Annotated in this window: 14 protein-coding genes and 2 tRNA genes; 4 read left to right on the forward strand and 12 right to left on the reverse strand. The window is 61.5% G+C overall.

The genetic code is table 11. The annotated features are described in order from the left end of the window. Positions 1 to 36: 36 nt before the first annotated feature. The 5 genes from ACKFRT_RS05780 to ACKFRT_RS05800 all read right to left on the reverse strand — a co-directional run bounded on the left by ACKFRT_RS05780 (position 37) and on the right by ACKFRT_RS05800 (position 3,569). Positions 37 to 666, reverse strand: a complete 630-nt coding sequence (locus tag ACKFRT_RS05780; protein ID WP_408924661.1) for an ATP-dependent Clp protease proteolytic subunit — start codon at positions 664 to 666, stop codon at positions 37 to 39. A gap of 3 nt (positions 667 to 669) precedes the next feature. Continuing rightward, positions 670 to 1,236 carry an ATP-dependent Clp protease proteolytic subunit gene (locus tag ACKFRT_RS05785; RefSeq protein ID WP_296216175.1) on the reverse strand — a complete coding sequence of 189 codons (567 nt, stop codon included), beginning with the start codon at positions 1,234 to 1,236 and terminating at the stop codon, positions 670 to 672. 192 nt (positions 1,237 to 1,428) lie between these two features. Further along, a complete protein-coding gene (gene tig / locus ACKFRT_RS05790) occupies positions 1,429 to 3,054 on the reverse strand; it encodes a trigger factor (RefSeq protein WP_408924662.1) in 1,626 nt (541 codons plus the stop codon). 241 nt (positions 3,055 to 3,295) lie between these two features. Next, positions 3,296 to 3,369: transfer RNA gene (locus tag ACKFRT_RS05795), tRNA-Pro, on the reverse strand. A 125-nt stretch (positions 3,370 to 3,494) separates the two neighbouring features. Then, positions 3,495 to 3,569, reverse strand: a tRNA-Gly gene (locus ACKFRT_RS05800). A gap of 170 nt (positions 3,570 to 3,739) precedes the next feature. Here ACKFRT_RS05800 and ACKFRT_RS05805 point away from each other — a divergent pair. Further along, positions 3,740 to 3,976 carry a hypothetical protein gene (locus tag ACKFRT_RS05805; protein ID WP_408924663.1) on the forward strand — a complete coding sequence of 79 codons (237 nt, stop codon included), beginning with the start codon at positions 3,740 to 3,742 and terminating at the stop codon, positions 3,974 to 3,976. 26 nt (positions 3,977 to 4,002) lie between these two features. Here ACKFRT_RS05805 and ACKFRT_RS05810 read toward each other — a convergent pair whose 3' ends face one another. Continuing rightward, positions 4,003 to 4,476: a ribose-5-phosphate isomerase gene (locus ACKFRT_RS05810; RefSeq protein ID WP_408924664.1), complete on the reverse strand. Its 474-nt coding sequence runs from the start codon at positions 4,474 to 4,476 to the stop codon at positions 4,003 to 4,005. A gap of 64 nt (positions 4,477 to 4,540) precedes the next feature. Continuing rightward, a complete protein-coding gene (locus ACKFRT_RS05815; protein WP_408924665.1) occupies positions 4,541 to 5,215 on the reverse strand; it encodes a disulfide bond formation protein DsbA in 675 nt (224 codons plus the stop codon). Between the two features lie 78 nt (positions 5,216 to 5,293). Between ACKFRT_RS05815 and pepN the strand changes: the two genes are divergently transcribed. The 3 genes from pepN to ACKFRT_RS05830 all read left to right on the forward strand — a co-directional run bounded on the left by pepN (position 5,294) and on the right by ACKFRT_RS05830 (position 9,296). Next, a complete protein-coding gene (gene pepN / locus ACKFRT_RS05820) occupies positions 5,294 to 8,026 on the forward strand; it encodes an aminopeptidase N (protein ID WP_408924666.1) in 2,733 nt (910 codons plus the stop codon). A gap of 83 nt (positions 8,027 to 8,109) precedes the next feature. Further along, a complete protein-coding gene (locus ACKFRT_RS05825) occupies positions 8,110 to 8,499 on the forward strand; it encodes a globin (protein ID WP_408924667.1) in 390 nt (129 codons plus the stop codon). A gap of 2 nt (positions 8,500 to 8,501) precedes the next feature. Further along, on the forward strand, positions 8,502 to 9,296 hold the full coding sequence (locus tag ACKFRT_RS05830; protein WP_408924668.1) for a TSUP family transporter: 795 nt from the start codon (positions 8,502 to 8,504) through the stop codon (positions 9,294 to 9,296). A gap of 39 nt (positions 9,297 to 9,335) precedes the next feature. On the opposite strand, the gene ACKFRT_RS05835 is transcribed toward ACKFRT_RS05830, so the two are convergent. The 5 genes from ACKFRT_RS05835 to ACKFRT_RS05855 form a co-directional block, all read right to left on the reverse strand. Continuing rightward, positions 9,336 to 10,091, reverse strand: coding sequence for a hypothetical protein (locus ACKFRT_RS05835; RefSeq protein ID WP_296216188.1), 756 nt, complete (start codon positions 10,089 to 10,091; stop codon positions 9,336 to 9,338). A 107-nt stretch (positions 10,092 to 10,198) separates the two neighbouring features. Beyond that, complete coding sequence (locus ACKFRT_RS05840) at positions 10,199 to 10,681, reverse strand: acyl-CoA thioesterase (protein ID WP_408924669.1); 483 nt, start codon at positions 10,679 to 10,681, stop codon at positions 10,199 to 10,201. Between the two features lie 180 nt (positions 10,682 to 10,861). Further along, positions 10,862 to 12,532 (reverse strand): energy-dependent translational throttle protein EttA, encoded by a 1,671-nt coding sequence (ettA, locus tag ACKFRT_RS05845; protein WP_408924670.1) that lies wholly within the window; start codon positions 12,530 to 12,532, stop codon positions 10,862 to 10,864. A 131-nt stretch (positions 12,533 to 12,663) separates the two neighbouring features. Beyond that, positions 12,664 to 13,248, reverse strand: a complete 585-nt coding sequence (locus ACKFRT_RS05850) for a single-stranded DNA-binding protein (protein WP_408924671.1) — start codon at positions 13,246 to 13,248, stop codon at positions 12,664 to 12,666. A 183-nt stretch (positions 13,249 to 13,431) separates the two neighbouring features. Beyond that, positions 13,432 to 15,675 (reverse strand): cytochrome c oxidase assembly protein, encoded by a 2,244-nt coding sequence (locus tag ACKFRT_RS05855; protein WP_408924672.1) that lies wholly within the window; start codon positions 15,673 to 15,675, stop codon positions 13,432 to 13,434. Between the last annotated feature and the right edge of the window lie 152 nt (positions 15,676 to 15,827).

The following is a 15,827-nucleotide window of genomic DNA, read 5'->3' on the forward strand; positions in this document are numbered from 1 at the left end:
TCCGCACGTGGGGTGGGGCGCAGAGCGACTATAGCGCTACTTCTGAGCCGACAGCTTGCGGTAGTCGAAGACCTGGTCGACGATGCCGTACGCCTTGGCCTCCTCGGCCGTCAGGATCTTGTCGCGGTCGGTATCGATGCGCACCTGCTCAGCGGTCTTTCCCGTGTGGCGAGCCAGCGTCTCTTCCATCAGCTTGCGCATACGCTCGATCTCCTTGGCCTGGATCTCCAGGTCGGAAACCTGCCCCTGCACTCCGCCGGTGGCGGGCTGGTGGATCAGCACGCGAGCGTTCGGCAGCGCAGCACGCTTACCCGGCGTACCCGCAGCCAGCAGCACGGCGGCTGCGCTAGCGGCCTGGCCCAAGCAGACAGTCTGCACGTCCGGGCGAACGTACTGCATCGTGTCGTAAATGGCCATCAGACTGGTGAAGGAACCGCCGGGAGAGTTGATGTACATCGTGATGTCTCGGTCCGGATCCAGACCCTCCAGCACCAGCAGCTGCGCCATGATGTCGTTGGCGGAAGCATCGTCCACCTGGGTACCCAGGAAGATGATGCGCTCCTCGAACAGCTTGTTGTAGGGGTTGGATTCCTTCGCGCCGTAGCTGGAGTGCTCCACGAACGACGGCAGGATGTACCGCATTTCTGGCATCTGCATCTCTGACATGTCTTAGCTCTCCTTTGCAGAGGTGATGACGTGGTCGACGAAGCCGTACTCCTTGGCCTGCTCGGCCGTGAACCAACGGTCGCGGTCGGAATCCTTGGTGATCTGCTCAACCGTCTGGCCGGTGAACTCCGCGATCAGCTCCGCCATCTCGCGCTTGGTGTATGCGAACTGCTCCGCCTGGATGGCGATGTCTGCAGCGGTACCGCCAACGCCTGCGGAAGGCTGGTGCATCATGATGCGGGCGTGCGGCAAAGCGTAGCGCTTGCCCTTGGTGCCTGCGGACAGCAGGAACTGACCCATAGACGCCGCCAGGCCCATCCCGTAGGTGGCGATGTCGCACGGTGCATACTTCATCGTGTCGTAAATCGCCATGCCCGCGGTGACGGAGCCACCGGGAGAGTTGATGTACAGGCTGATGTCGCGCGTCGGATCCTCTGCGGACAGCAGCAGGATCTGGGCGCACAGCTCGTTGGCGATCTCGTCATCCACCTGGCTTCCCAGGAAGATGATTCGCTCGCGCAGCAGGCGCTCGTAGACTGAGTCTCTAGGGTTAGGGGTTTCCGAACTCAACTTCGCTCCTTGCCAAAAGTATTACGAAAGTTCATTTTTGTATGCGCCCCAGCCTAGTCACACCCACGGATAAAACGTGTGTCCTGGTGGGGTTGTTCGCTGTCAGCGCACGGCACTCCAGCGGGATACAGCGGGGCATAAAAGAAAACCGCCAGAACCTCGCGAGGAGATCCCGGCGGTGAAGGAAAACTATTAGTCTTCCTTCTTCTCCGCTGCCTTCTTGGTGGTCTTCTTGGCAGTGGACTTCTTAGCGGTCGACTTGGTGGCCTTCTTCGCGGTGGACTTCTTAGCCGTCGACTTGGTGGCCTTCTTCGTGGTGGACTTCTTAGCCGTCGACTTCTTGGCGGTGGACTTCTTGGCGGTGGACTTGGTGGTCTTCTTGGCCGGAGCCTTCTCAGCCGTGGACTTGGCGGACTTCTTAGCCGTGGACTTGGCGGACTTCTTAGCCGGAGCCTTCTTCGGTTCCTCCGCCTTGTCCGCTTCGTTGCCGTCAGCGTCGATGTCGCCGAAGTACTCCTTCGGATCCACGTCCGCACCGTCGGTGTCCTTCACGGTGGTCTTGGCGATGTTCAGTGCCAGAGCCTTGCCACGGCGAACGTCAGCGAACAGGCTGCCCAGCTGGCCGGCCTGCTGCAGCTGCATGATGAACTGGTTCGGATCCATGCCGTACTGGTTGGCAGTGAAGGCGATGTGGTCCATCAGCTCTTCCTGGGAAACCTCCGGCTGCTCCTCGTCCGCAACAGCGTCTAGGAACAACTGGGTACGCACGGAATCCTCAGCGGAGCTGCGTGCATCCTCTTCGAACTTCTCGCGGGACATGTCCTGGGCAGCCAGCATGGATTCGAAGACCTTCTCGTCGCCACCGAACTGCTGGATGATCTGCTGGATCTGAGCGTTGACCTGCTCCTTAACAACACCCTCGGGCAGCTCGAACTCGGTCTTCTCCAGCGCAGCGGCCAGAACCTTGTCGCGGATCTCGCCGGCCTGGGTGTTCTTCAGCTGCTGCTCGACCTGGCCCTTCAGGGACTCCTTCAGCTCGTCCAGGGTGTCGAACTCGCTGGCCAGCTGCGCGAAGTCGTCGTCCAGCTCCGGCAGCTCACGCTCCTTAACGGATCCGACCTTGACGGTGACCTCAGCCTCTTCATCAGCATGCTCACCGGCAACCAGCTTGGAGGTGAAGGTGGACTCCTCGCCCTCCTTCATGCCGATCAGAGCGTCATCCAGACCCTCGATCAGAGAGTCGTTACCAACCTCGTGGGACAGCCCCTCGGTGGTGGCCTCGTCGACAGTCTCGCCGTCGATGGTGGCGGACAGGTCGATGGAAACGAAGTCGCCCTTTTCCACTGCACGATCGGCCGGCTTCAGGGTGCCGAAACGAGCCTGCAGGTTCTTCAGCTCCTCGTCGATGGCCTCGTCATCGGCCTTCAGCGGCGCAACCTCGACGGAGATGTCGGAGAAGTCCGGCACCTCGATCTCCGGACGGACGTCTACCTCTGCGGTGAAGGTGACGTGCTTGCCGTCCTCCAGCTCCGCGATCTCGATCTCCGGCTGGCCGAGGGCCTTCACGTCATTTTCTTCAACAGCCTGGCTGTAGCGAGACGGCAGCATCTCGTTGATGACCTGATCCAGAACAACGCCACGGCCCAGGCGAGCCTCCAGAATCTTCGCCGGAACTTTACCCTTGCGGAAGCCAGGCATGTTTACCTGCTGCGCGAGGGTTGCGTAGGCCTTATCGAACTCTGGCTTAAGCTCCTCGAATGGAACCTCAATCGTGAGCTTGGTGCGGGTGGTGCTCAGCTTTTCTACAGAGCTCTTCACGAATGCACACTCCTGTGTATTGATAGCTTCTTTGGCACCGCGGTCGTCGTTCGTCTCGCAGCGCTTATACGGTCGGTGCTCAATTTTATAGAACCATCGCCGACCGCCTCACGCGGGGGTCGGGTTTTCATCTTCCCTAACGCCACGCCACACTCGCCGCCCCACACTGCGAACCCCCATGTCACCTATTTAAAGCGACGCACCACAGGGGGCGCCACTAAAAACAGTGAACATAAAAATGTCGGGATAACAGGATTTGAACCTGCGACCCCTCGCTCCCAAAGCGAGTGCGCTACCAAACTGCGCCATATCCCGATTCTTGCACGCCACTCTAGCGACGTTGCGCCCGTTACTTTACTGGCTGCCGACGGAGAAATACAAAACGGCAGCTCCCCCATGCCGCGACCCGATCGCGCCTAAGGGGGAACTGCCTTAAGAAGTGGAGGGAATGACGGGAATCGAACCCGCGTCTTCAGCTTGGAAGGCTGAGGTATTAGCCACTATACGACATTCCCACTGGAAGCTTGCTTCCGTTACGTTGTGCGATGTTACACCATGCACCCCACCATCTAACAAAGTGACCCAGAAAACAGCTATCGACCTGCATGGTTGCGGGGGTATGCAGGTGTAGCAACATAGCGTTTCCTATTGAGAGTGTTAAATGCGCACGGTAAATTCATATTTTATGGAACCAATCATCGTCGACAAAAAAACCGGAACGGAACTCTGGACTGCATCGCAGTGCGCAGAGTTTTCCGGCACTGCTCGCGGCACCTTCACTAGCTACGCAGGCCGCGGCCGCGCACCTCAACCAGTGGCGAAATACCACGGCTTGACCTTGTGGGACTCCAACGTTGTCAAGGAGTGGCAGCAAAAACGCGATGGCACCTGGAACGCATCCGGTACCACCGCGGAAAAGTAGTTTTAGTTCTGCAGCAAGATAGCTAATTAGTTCTCCGGCAGCGCAGGGGCTTCGCCCGTGCGCTCGTACTCAGCCAGAATGTCAATGCGGCGCTGGTGGCGCTCTGCCTCGGACCACGGCTGGGAAACGAAAGCATCCACAATCGCCAACGCCTCCTCCTCGGAGTGCATACGACCGCCCAGTCCGATCAGCTGGGCGTTGTTGTGTTCGCGAGCCAGCTTCGCGGTCTCCACGGACCACGCCAGCGCACAACGTGCACCCGGAACCTTGTTAGCGGCAATCTGCTCGCCATTGCCGGAACCGCCGAGTACGATGCCCAGCGAGCCCTCGTCCTCCACCACGGACTTGGCCGCTGCAATGCAGAAAGCCGGGTAGTCGTCGTTGGCGTCGTAAGTGTGGGCACCGCAGTCCACAACCTCGAAGTCCTTGGAGTTCAAGTGATCCTTAATCACGTTCTTCATTTCAAAACCGGCATGATCTGCACCTAGGTAAATACGCATGGTGCCAGTCTAGCCGGTCTACCCCGGTCGCCCCCCCAGCCCCACGCGGGGCTGTGCCGTGCCACTACTCCGCTACGGGCGCTTCGGTGCGAGAACGCTTCAGCTCGAAGAAGTGCGGGTTCGCTGCCAGAGTCACGGAAGCGTCAAACAGTTTGCCGGCCTCCTCTCCGCGCGGGATACGGGTGATGACCGGACCGAAGAAAGCCACGTCGCCCAACTGCACCACCGGGGTGCCAACTTCGTCGCCCACCAGCTCAATCGCCTTGTCCTGAGACTCGCGCAGCTGTGCCTCGAAAGAACCTTCCTCGTCCGCGCCCAGGTGGCCGTACTTCGCCAGGTCGGCGGGCAGCTCCGCCTTTTCCAAAGCCTCGGCGATCAGTTCGTCATAGCCGTGCGGGTCGTTTACATCCGCGCGCTCCTCGTTGTGGATTTTGGTGCCCATCGCGGTGTACCAGGCGGAGAGGTTCTCCGGGTGCTTCTGCCAGATTGCGGTGGCCACGCGCGCCGGTGCCCACGCGGCATCCATTTTCTCGCGGTAGGCGGGGTCCAGATCGCGCCCCTCGTTCAGCACAGCAAGGCTCATCGGCTGGAACTTCACCTCCACGTCGCGAACCTCTTGCACCTCCATCAGCCAGCGGCTGGTTACCCAGGCGAAGGGGCAGATAGCGTCGAAGAACATGGTTACGGTCTGGGTCTGATTATTGCTTTGGGTATCAGTCATGTCCCCCACTCTAACCATCTAGTGCCATCACTCGTTTAACCATCTAGGGCCATCACGCGCCGGGAGGTGTCTGGGCGACCTACTAGGGTGGTCTGCATGACTTCCATCAACCTAACCCGTACCGAGGCTGAGCACCGCGCCAGCCTCATCAGCGATGTCCACTACACCATCCAGTTGGACCTTTCTGGCGGCGAGCAGCCCGAGAACAAGCACTTTCGCTCGCTGACCCGCATCACGTTTACCTCCGGCGCCGGGTCTACCTTCCTGGACCTGCGCGCAGACTCGCTGTTGCGGGTGGAGCTCGATGGCGCAGAGCTCGGGGACTTTACTTATGACGCCACTACGGGCATTCCGCTGAACGACCTGCCTAGTGGCCAGCACGAGGTGCTGGTGGAGGCGGAGATTCCGTATTCCACCACTGGCCAGGGCCTGCACCGCTTCTTCGACCCCAGCGATGACCAGGCCTACATGTACACCCAGTTCGAAACAGCCGATGCCAAGCGGGTCTTCGCCTGCTTCGATCAGCCGGACATTAAGGCGACCTATGACGTAGAACTGACCACGCCCGCCGAGTGGACTGTGGTGACGAACAATGAGGTTGCGGTGGCGGAAGCTGAGGGCGTCGATAAGAATAAGCACAGCGCCACCGTCGATTACCTGTTGTCTACCTACCTCATTGCGTTTTGCGTAGGCCCGTGGCACGTGGTGCGCGACGAGTGGCGCGGCACGATCACCGAGCACCCGGAGACGGCGGCGGCGAAGGATAAGAACCTGCAGACCAGTGGGGAGTTGCGCGTGCCGCTGGCGCTGTACTGCCGGAAGTCGCTGGCGGAATACCTGGATGCCGACGAGCTGTTTGAGGTGACCAAGCAGGGCTTCGACTACTACGCGGATAAGTTCGGCATCGGCTACCCGTTCTACAAGTACGACCAGATCTTCTGCCCGGAGTACAACATGGGTGCCATGGAGAACGCGGGGGCGGTGACGATCCGCGACGAGTACATCTTCCGCTCCGCAGCCAGCCACTACCAGTTCGAGCGCCGTGCGGATACGATCCTGCACGAGCTGGCGCACATGTGGTTTGGCGATCTGGTGACGATGAAGTGGTGGGACGACCTGTGGCTCAACGAGTCCTTCGCCACCTGGTCCGCAGCCATGAGCCAGGCGGGGACAACGAAGTACGACACGGCGTGGGTGACGTTCAACAGCAAGGAAAAGGCGTGGGCGTATGCGCAGGATCAGCTCTCCTCCACCCACCCAGTGTTCTCCGATGCGGGCGATATCGAAACCGTGGAGGCCAACTTCGACGGCATTACCTACGCCAAGGGCGCAAGTGTGTTGAAGCAGCTGGCGGCCTACGTGGGGCTAGAGGAATTCTTCGCGGGCATCCGCGCGCACTTTGCCGCTCACGCCTGGGGTAATGCGACGTTCGCGGACCTGCTGGGGGCGCTGGAGAAAGCCTCCGGCCGCGACCTGTCGGACTGGTCGAATCAGTGGCTGCGCACGACGGGCATCAATACGCTCACTCCAGTTTTCGAGGTGGTTGACGGCGCTTACACCTCATTTGCCGTGGAACAATCCGGCGCACAGCCCGGCGCGGGTGAGACTCGCACTCACCGCATTGCCGTGGGCGTGTACAGCTTTGACGGCGGGGACGGTAAGGCCGGCGCACTGCAGCGCACCCAGCGCGTGGAGCTAGATATCTCCGGTGAGCGCACCGAGGTGCCGGAGCTGGTAGGCCTGCCCGCTGGCGATCTGGTGCTGGTCAACGACGATGATCTGGCCTACGGAAACATGGCGTTGGACGAGGGCTCCCTGGCAACCGCGATCGGCGGCGGTGATAGTGACGGTGATGGAGCCAGCAAGCCGAACATCGTGCGCATTACAGACCCAATGGCGCGTGCCCTGGTGTGGTCCGCGGCGTGGCAGATGACGCGCAATGCGCAGATGCGGGCACGCGACTTCATCGGGCTGGTTGCCGGTGGCGCTGCTGAGGAAACCGAGCTGGCCGTGCTGGAGCAGATTCTGGCTCAGGCCCGCACGGCAGCTGCAAACTACGCCGACCCGGATTGGGCGGACGAGGGCTGGGCGCAGCTGCGCGGAGCCTTCCTGGCGGCAGCGCGCAAGACCGCAGGCCCGGCACAACTGGCGTTTGTCCGCGCGTTCGTGGCCTGCGTGCACTCCGCAGAATCGGCGGAGGTGCTGCGCGCTCTGCTGGATGGCGAGGGCGAGTCGAGTGCGTCCGGAGCAGCCCGCACGGCAAGTGCATCTGCCGCGCCAATCCCGGGCCTGGACGTGGATCAGGACCTGCGGTGGGCGATCATCATTGCGCTGACCGCCGCGGCGCGCGCCACCGGTGAGACCGCCGAGCAGGTGGAGGCACGCATCGCCGCCGAGGAAGCCCAAGACAAGTCCTCCAGTGGCGCGGCGCTGGCGCTGCAAGCACGCTCCTCCGTACCGGACGAGCAGACCAAACAGCAGGTCTGGCGTGCTCTGACCGTGGAGGCTCCACAGCAGAGCAACCTGAGCCTGCGCCACCGCAACGCCGGCCTGGTGCACGTCGGCCACGCAGACCTGTTGCAGCAGTTCAGCGACGACTACGCCACCCACGCCGTGGAGTGGTGGAAGTCCCTAAATTCCGAGATGGCGCTGCGCACCCTGGAGGGCATCTACCCCACCTGGGATCACAGCGAATCCACGGATGCCGCCATTGCCGAACTCGTGCAGGCCGAGGGCACCCCGAGTGGTCTCCGCCGCGTGCTTTCCGAGGGACGCGACCGGGTGGCCCGCGCCAAGGCCGCCCGCACCTTCGACGCAGCTGGAAAATAACCGCCGGGGCTGTGCCCCGGTACACGGGCGTGGCTGCGCCCAACCTGCCCCGCCCACTATCTCAGAACAGATAAGGTTGAGGCATGACTTCTAGCTTCTACGACACTGTCGGCGAGGAGACGTTCCGCGCCATCGTGCACGAGTTCTATCGCCAGGTTCACACCGACGATATCCTCGCGCCGATGTACCCTGAACACGACTTCGAGGGCGCTGAAGATCGGCTGCGCTGGTTCCTGGTGCAGTACTGGGGCGGCCCCGCGGAGTTCAATGCCCGCCGCGGGCACCCACGCTTGCGAATGCGCCACGCTCCGTATCGCATCGACACGGCCGCCCGCGACCGCTGGCTGGAGCTCATGGGCAACGCCTTGGCCACCATCGACCGCGAACAACTGCCAGATGAGCACCGGGCGGCAATGTGGGATCACATGAAAAGAGTCGCGCACATGCTGGTGAATACCCCTGACGAAATCTAAGGATGCTAGCCGAGCTTTCCGCCGAAACATTTTCGATCCTCGCGGTGGGGTCCTTCGTTGCAGGGACGATCGATGCCATCGTCGGCGGAGGCGGACTGATCCTCATTCCCCTGATTCTGATCGTCGCACCAGCGACACCCGAAGCCGTAGCAATGGCAACGAACAAACTTGCGGCCGTTTTCGGAACTTCATCTGCCGCCGCCCGCATGCTGCGGGCATCCGATATTCGCCAGAAAATCGACCGCAAACTGGTGGCGTTTGGGGTACCGCTCGCTTTCGCCTGTGCGGCGTCGGGTGCGCTCTTGGTATCGATGCTGAGCTCCGAGGCTCTAAGGCCTCTGGTGATCTTCCTTCTGCTGGCAGTCGGAACCTATGTTGCCTTCAACCCCGGCTTCGGTAAACCTCAACATGCATCGGCACAGAACCGCCACCGCTGGCTCGTCGGACTCTTCGCAGTCGGAATTATCGCCACCTACGACGGTTTCTTCGGACCGGGCACAGGCACGTTCCTGATCATCGCGTTCACGGCACTTCTCAGCAAGTCCTTCGTGGAGTCTGCCGTCCTAGCAAAGATCATCAACATCGCCACCAACTTGGGCGCCCTTACCGTATTCGCCATCGGCGGCCACGTGATCTGGCTCTTCGGCCTAGCCTTGGCGGCCTTTAACGTAGCCGGAGCACAAGTCGGAGCACGTCTTGTGCTATCCAAGGGAACGGGCTTCGTCCGCATTGCGCTGCTAGTTATCGTCGTAGTTATGAGCGTCAAATTGGGCTACGACATTTACACCGGCGCTTAATCCACTCGCAGCGCGCACACGCAGAGGCTCCCCAAACCTCTAGCGTGGCCCGGGCACCCGAGCCAGCCCACCGGGTCGTGGCGCAAATACGCTTCCCACCAGTGCGTCAATGCGGATCCAACTCCCACTGGCGCTCACGCGCACATAGTCGTAATCCCGCAGCTTCTCCCCCGGCTCTGGAACCAACCGCAGGCCACCAAGTGCCGCGATGGTTCGCCCCTCCAGGGCAACGGAGGCGGTGGCGTCATTGCCCTCCGCACTGCCATCGGCGCCGTCCGTGCGCTGTACCGTCAACACCTGCTGTTCCAGCAGGCTACGTGCGATCCCCATCGGCCCGGAGTTCGCCTCGTTCTCCGTGGCCATGTCCGCGTGCAGGCGGCGCACCACGTCGCCCGGCACAGTGTCTATTAGCTCGAACCCCTGCTGCGGTGGCAGTGAGCCGACCCACATCAGATCCATGTCTGCGCCGAGGTCGAGGGCCTGCTGGCCAGGTTCGAATGCAACGATCGCACCCAGTGCGTCGCTGGCGTATGCCACCGTACCAGCGCTGGCAGCCCCGCCAGTGCTACCCGCGCCGCCTACTTGCCCGGGTATGCGCACGGAAGCTACGCAGCCTAGTGGCGTCGATATAAAAAGATCCGTCGACCGCTCCCCCACAGGATTCAAGCGCACCAGCGCACCCGGATCCATCACCAGCGCGCGCTTCATCACCGCCCCCGCACGCCGCATGGCGCTCACCGCTGCGGTAGCGGATCGCGAATCAACTGTTCCCTGTAGATCTATTGTGACGCCCATAGTTCCCCCACCTTAGCCCTCCCCAAGACTGATGTTCGAGCGGGCTGGGCGCGTGCGGGTCAGCGAGTCAGCACCGGGCTGAATGCGCGCGAGTTTTCCGGTACGGACTAGAAGCGCGCGGCGGTGGTGGCGCGGTCGGTGACCACCTCGTGGTCCTTCGGGATGAGGAATTGGTTGATGTTGCTGATGTCCTGATCGCTCCACTCGCGGGACTTGCCCGTCATCACGTCGATGCCCACCATGACGGCATCGATGGTGCAGGTCACCCGTCCGACAGAATCCTGCACCACCTGGCGCATCGTGCAGGACTTGCGCCCCACACCAATGAAGTAAGAAGCCACGGCCACTTCCGACTCCCCTGGGGACAAAGGGTGCGGGTAGTCGATCGTGGTGTGGCGCGCGAACATTGGAGGAACCGCGATGTCCATTTCCATCAGCACGTCTTTGAGGAAGACCATCCGCGCATCCTGGCCAAATTCCAGGTACTTCGCGTTGTTGACGTGTTGGTACTGGTCGAAGTCAGACCACCGGAGCTCGCGGTGGCAGGTGTGCCAGCGAGTTCCGGTGGGTTCGTGCTCGATGAAGGGCATTGCGTTGTAAACCTCGCTTAAAACCTCACGTATAACTTTTGTTTCGTGAACCAATACTGCCACACCCTTCACACGGGTTCACGCAGTTACACGGTTTTAAACGAGAAACTTTAAACGAGAAACGCGGCGCAGGCCTATTGGTTAGCCTGCGCCGCCGAGCTGCTTTAGCGTGCTGTCCGACTAGCGGGTCAGCTTACGGTGCGTCACGCGGTGCGGACGTGCAGCCTCCGGGCCGAGGCGATCGACCTTGTTCTTCTCGTAGTCCTCGAAGTTGCCCTCGAACCAGTACCACTGGCCTTCAGCAACATTGCCCTCCCAAGCCAGGATGTGGGTGCAGGTGCGGTCCAGGAACCAGCGGTCGTGCGAAATGACCACCGCGCAACCCGGGAACTGCTGCAGAGCATTCTCCAGGGAAGACAGGGTTTCCACGTCCAGGTCGTTAGTAGGCTCATCCAGCAGGATCAGGTTGCCGCCCTGCTTCAGCGTCAGGGCCAGGTTCAGGCGGTTACGCTCACCGCCGGAAAGTACCTTGGAAGGCTTCTGCTGGTCCGGACCCTTGAAGCCGAACGCGGACAGGTACGCGCGGGAAGGCATTTCGTTCTGGCCGACGTGGATGTAATCCAGACCGTCGGAAACAACCTCCCAAACGGTCTCCTCCGGGTCGATGTTCTCGCGGTTCTGATCCACGTAGCTCAGCTGCACGGTGGAGCCGACCTTGACCTCGCCGGAGTCCGGCTGCTCCAGGCCGACGATCGTCTTGAACAGGGTGGTCTTACCCACACCGTTCGGACCAATAACACCCACGATGCCGTTGCGCGGCAGAGTGAACGACAGGTCCTTAATCAAGGTGCGGCCGTCGAATCCCTTGTTCAGGTTCGTGACCTCGACAACCTGGTTACCCAGGCGCGGCGGGGTTGGAATCTGAATCTCCTCGAAGTCCAACTTCTTGTACTGCTCGGCCTCCGCAGCCATCTCCTCGTAGCGCTGCAGGCGAGCCTTGTTCTTCGCCTGACGAGCCTTAGCACCCGAGCGCACCCACTGCAGCTCTTCCTTCAGGCGCTTCTGCAACTTCGCATCCTTCTTACCTGCAACCTCCAGGCGCTTGGCCTTGGTCTCCAGGTAGGTGGAGTAGTTGCCCTCGTAGGGGTACAGCTTGCCGCGGTCGACCTCACAGATCCAGCCAGCAACGTGGTCCAGGAAGTAGCGGTCGTGGGTCACGGCCAGGACGGCACCCTTGTAGTCCTTCAGGTGCTGCTCCAGCCACAGCACGGACTCGGCATCCAGGTGGTTAGTGGGCTCGTCCAGCAGTAGCAGGTCCGGCTCGGACAGCAGCAGCTTGGCCAGAGCCACGCGGCGGCGCTCACCACCGGAGAGGTTGGTCACGGGAGCGTCCGCCGGTGGGCAGCGCAGTGCGTCCATAGCCTGCTCGATCTTGGAATCCAGCTCCCAGGCATCCGCCGCATCGATCTGCTCCTGCAGATTCGTCATCTCTTCCATCAACTCGTCGGTGTAGTTGGTGGCCATTTCTTCGGCGATTTCTTCGTAACGCTGGCGGATCTGGAAGATCTCGCCCATGCCCTCTTCGACGTTCTGGCGAACGGTCTTTTCCTCGTTCAGAGGCGGCTCCTGCAGCAGGATGCCAACGGTCGCGCCGGGATCCAGGAATGCCTCGCCGTTGGAGGGCTGATCGATGCCCGCCATGATCTTCAGGATGGAAGACTTACCTGCACCATTTGGCCCCACCACGCCGATCTTGGCGCCGGGGTAAAACGCCATCGTGACGTTATCCAGAATGACTTTGTCGCCGTGCGCCTTGCGCACGTTCTTCATGGTGTAAATGAACTCGCCCACGGTAAACTCTTTTGACCTTTCGTGGTTAGTGTCCCAATGTATTCGCCCACCCAGTGTACGTGGTGCCGCCGTACAGAGGCCGACCTGGGCTACTCCCCCGAGCAGCCCAGGTCAGCTACACCAATTACCACCTAGCACGAAGGTTCCGCTTCTCCTTCCTGACCCTCCGCGGATACTCCCACGAGCTCCCGCGCGTCCCCGGGGGTCTGCGCGTTCTTCAGGTTCTGCACCGCCGCCATTTCCGCCTCGCTCTGAGCGAGGCTGCGCTGTACATCCTGCGCTACGTTCTGCGCTGTGTTCTGCGCCGTGTCCTGCGCTACGTTCTGCTCCACAGCCTTGCGCACGTTTACCGACACGTTTCTAGCCCCCAGGTCCGGCCCCACATGCGTTGCACGCACGCGCAGTACGCTGCGGGTCACGGGCTTTCCGTCTTCCCCGTTGACTTCCCAAGTGCTCTGCACAATGCGTCCGACGACAATCACGGACATGCCCTTGCACACCGTCGCGTTCACGTTGTCCCCTAGCGTGCCCCAGCACTGCACTTCCATGTAGCACGGGTCGCCGTCTTGCCATTGCCCGTCCGCGCCCTGATAGCGGTGGTTCATCGCCACGCGGAACGTGGTCAATGTCGGACCACCGCTCATCCCCTTGATCCGAATCTGTGGGTGATCGACCGCGTTCCCCACCAGATATGCCTGCGCCAGATTGTTGCTCATCCGACTTGTCCCCTTCCTAGTTGTCGCACCGAAGCGTGTTCCCCGGCGCGTGGCTTTATTGTTAGCGCGTTTCGGGGTTCTTCTTTTTCTTTGTGACGCCACCCTGTGGAAAACTCATTCCACCAAACGCGCTTTTCCACAGGCTGCAAGGAAGGGGGTTGACAGCCCGCGGCTGAGCATGCATTAGTCCGACTGGCTGCGGTCTTGCTCGCGGTGTGTCGAATGTTGCGCCCCGTGTTGGCTTTCATGCTGCGCCCCGTGTTGGCTCTTGTGCTGGCTTTTATGCTGCGCCTTGTACTTGGCAGAGTGCAGGGTGCTCTGAACGTCCTGGTCGTGGTAATCATCGCCGTAGTATGCACGGTTGCCGGTATCGATGTGGCCCGTGGACAGGCCTGCCAGCATCGCGTTGTAGGCCTCCAGCTCTTCATCCCCAGTGCGCTCTTCCTTGCGGTCAAAACGCTTCGCCTCGCGACGATCGGAGCGTAGCCATTGGAAGCCGTGGGCGACGGAAACAATCAGCAACGGGATTTCTCCCAGCCCCCACGTGATGCCACCACCGAGGAATTGTTGCTCGTCCAGATCCACCGGGAACGGGAAGTCCAACTGACTGTAAAAGTCCGCGTTCAGGGGTTCAGAGATCTGCATCATCGCGATGCCGAACCAGGCGTGGAAGGTAACCATTGCGAACAGCGTCAGCATCTTGATAAACGGCGAGAGGTTCCGCGGCGCGGCATCCACGCCGATGATCACCCAATAGAAGATGTACCCAGAGATGATGAAATGCAGCATCATAAACAGGTGGCCGGCGTGCTCACCCGCAATGGCGTCAAAAAGCGGCGACAGATAGAGGTAATAGAAACCGACAACGAACTGTGTACCAGCGACGATAGGGTTGGTCAGGAACCGCGAGACGGGGTTGTTGATAAAGACGACCAACCACTCGCGCGGGCCAGCCACGCCGTTGCGGCCGGCGGCGGGCAGAGCGCGCAGCAGCAGGGTCATGGGGCCACCGAGCACCCAGAACACGGGCACGGCCATAGAAAGGATCACGTGCTGCAGCATGTGCGGGCCAAACATTGCCATGGAGTACATGCCCAGACCGGAGCTGGTGGCGAACAGGAGGGTGATGTTGCCGACGGACCACCAGATGAGGCGCTGGATGGGCCATTCGATACCACGCTTTTTGATACTCAGCCAGGCCCACATGTAACCAGCCTGGAGGATGATTGCACCCACGCCGAATACAAGGTCCAGGCGGAACATGGTGAAGTAGCGCGCGATACTCGGCGGCTCGGTGAGGGTGTAGCCCAGCAGTACGTCCTGCTGGGTGAGGTCAATGACCTGCTCGATGGGTGGCGGGATGCGGCCAAGAGAGACGGCAATGCCGATGGTGGCGGCCATGATGAAAATTTCCAGCGCGGCGAAGCGGATGAACGGCTTGCGCTGGGCGTTGGTGGTCTTGCCGCTTTCGCCCTCGCCGTCGCGCAGTTTCGGGATGATGCGGGAGCGCTGCTCCCAACCGAACCAGGCCAGGAGCAACGTCATGACCATTTTTGCGACGATGACCAGGCCGTACTGGGTGGTGAAGAGCTCGTCCAGGTGGACGCGCAGCAGTGCGTTGATAAACCCGGAGATCGCAACGGCAATGATGCAGAACAGCGCCAAGGTGCTGTAGCGCTGGACGATGAGAGCGAGGTGCGGGCCGCGGCGCTTCGCGTGTGCCAACAGGGCCAGCAGGCCACCCACCCACAGCGAGACGCAGATGATGTGCCAGAGCAGCGAGTTCACGCCGTAGTCGTGGTTACCGCCCGCCGCGGAGTGCCCCTCCAGGGCCAGCGGAACCAGCGAAAGGACCGACAGTGCCAGAAAGATCGGTTGCCAGATCCACTTGCGCGTGAGCAGCGACAGCCCACCGGCCGCGCCAGCGAAGATGGCAACCCAGAGCCAAGCCTTCGACGCCGACACCTGATCCAGCGCAATCCCCCAGTACTCGGGCTTAAGAACTTCTGTGAGGGGGCTGCCGGAGATGTCCGACATGTACATGGGAATCAGCAGGATCGACAGGAGTGCGAAGCCGATCATTCCCCAGGTGCCCGTGCGGGCGGCGCGGAAGCCGTCGAGCGTGAGGTAGCCCTGCTTATCCGGGGGCGTGCCGAAGGCGGCCATAAGGAACCCGCCGAGGCCTAGGCAGCCGATGAAAATCGCCGCGCCGCGGACGAAGGGCAGACCGACGGTGGTCAGCGGGCCGGGGTCCGGAATGCCCAGCAGGGCGAGCGATTCGCCGAGGAAGGAGTAGCCGATGACCGCGCCGAAACACCCGGCGACGAGAGCGCCGATGAGGTACACGAGGCCGGGGTTGCCCAGCTTCGCGGGCTGGGCCGGGGTTTGCGCTTCTTGCTTAGCTTCCTGATCTGCCTGGGAGGACATGTTTCGAACCTTACCCTCCGGTCCGGACAGGGTGAACTTCCCGGTTTTGTGATGTTGATTGCGTCACAGTGATGGCGCACTACCCCGGCGCCTACTTGCGCGGCGGCGCCACGCTGCCCCGGCGCCTACCCTCGCGACTGCGCCTCACTTAC

It is taken from the genome of Corynebacterium jamesii, from assembly GCF_046097395.1.
Taxonomy (GTDB): Bacteria; Actinomycetota; Actinomycetes; order Mycobacteriales; family Mycobacteriaceae; genus Corynebacterium.

What these genes read in the sequence shown, in the direction of transcription:
- ACKFRT_RS05780 (WP_408924661.1), bottom strand. Translation starts at nt 666, where the DNA reads ATGTCAGAGATGCAGATGCCAGAAATGCGGTACATCCTGCCGTCGTTC.
- ACKFRT_RS05805 (WP_408924663.1), top strand. Translation starts at nt 3,740, where the DNA reads ATGGAACCAATCATCGTCGACAAAAAAACCGGAACGGAACTCTGGACT.
- ACKFRT_RS05810 (WP_408924664.1), bottom strand. Translation starts at nt 4,476, where the DNA reads ATGCGTATTTACCTAGGTGCAGATCATGCCGGTTTTGAAATGAAGAAC.
- ACKFRT_RS05815 (WP_408924665.1), bottom strand. Translation starts at nt 5,215, where the DNA reads ATGGTTAGAGTGGGGGACATGACTGATACCCAAAGCAATAATCAGACC.
- pepN (WP_408924666.1), top strand. Translation starts at nt 5,294, where the DNA reads ATGACTTCCATCAACCTAACCCGTACCGAGGCTGAGCACCGCGCCAGC.
- ACKFRT_RS05825 (WP_408924667.1), top strand. Translation starts at nt 8,110, where the DNA reads ATGACTTCTAGCTTCTACGACACTGTCGGCGAGGAGACGTTCCGCGCC.
- ACKFRT_RS05830 (WP_408924668.1), top strand. Translation starts at nt 8,502, where the DNA reads ATGCTAGCCGAGCTTTCCGCCGAAACATTTTCGATCCTCGCGGTGGGG.
- ACKFRT_RS05835 (WP_296216188.1), bottom strand. Translation starts at nt 10,091, where the DNA reads ATGGGCGTCACAATAGATCTACAGGGAACAGTTGATTCGCGATCCGCT.
- ACKFRT_RS05840 (WP_408924669.1), bottom strand. Translation starts at nt 10,681, where the DNA reads ATGCCCTTCATCGAGCACGAACCCACCGGAACTCGCTGGCACACCTGC.
- ACKFRT_RS05850 (WP_408924671.1), bottom strand. Translation starts at nt 13,248, where the DNA reads ATGAGCAACAATCTGGCGCAGGCATATCTGGTGGGGAACGCGGTCGAT.
- ACKFRT_RS05855 (WP_408924672.1), bottom strand. Translation starts at nt 15,675, where the DNA reads ATGTCCTCCCAGGCAGATCAGGAAGCTAAGCAAGAAGCGCAAACCCCG.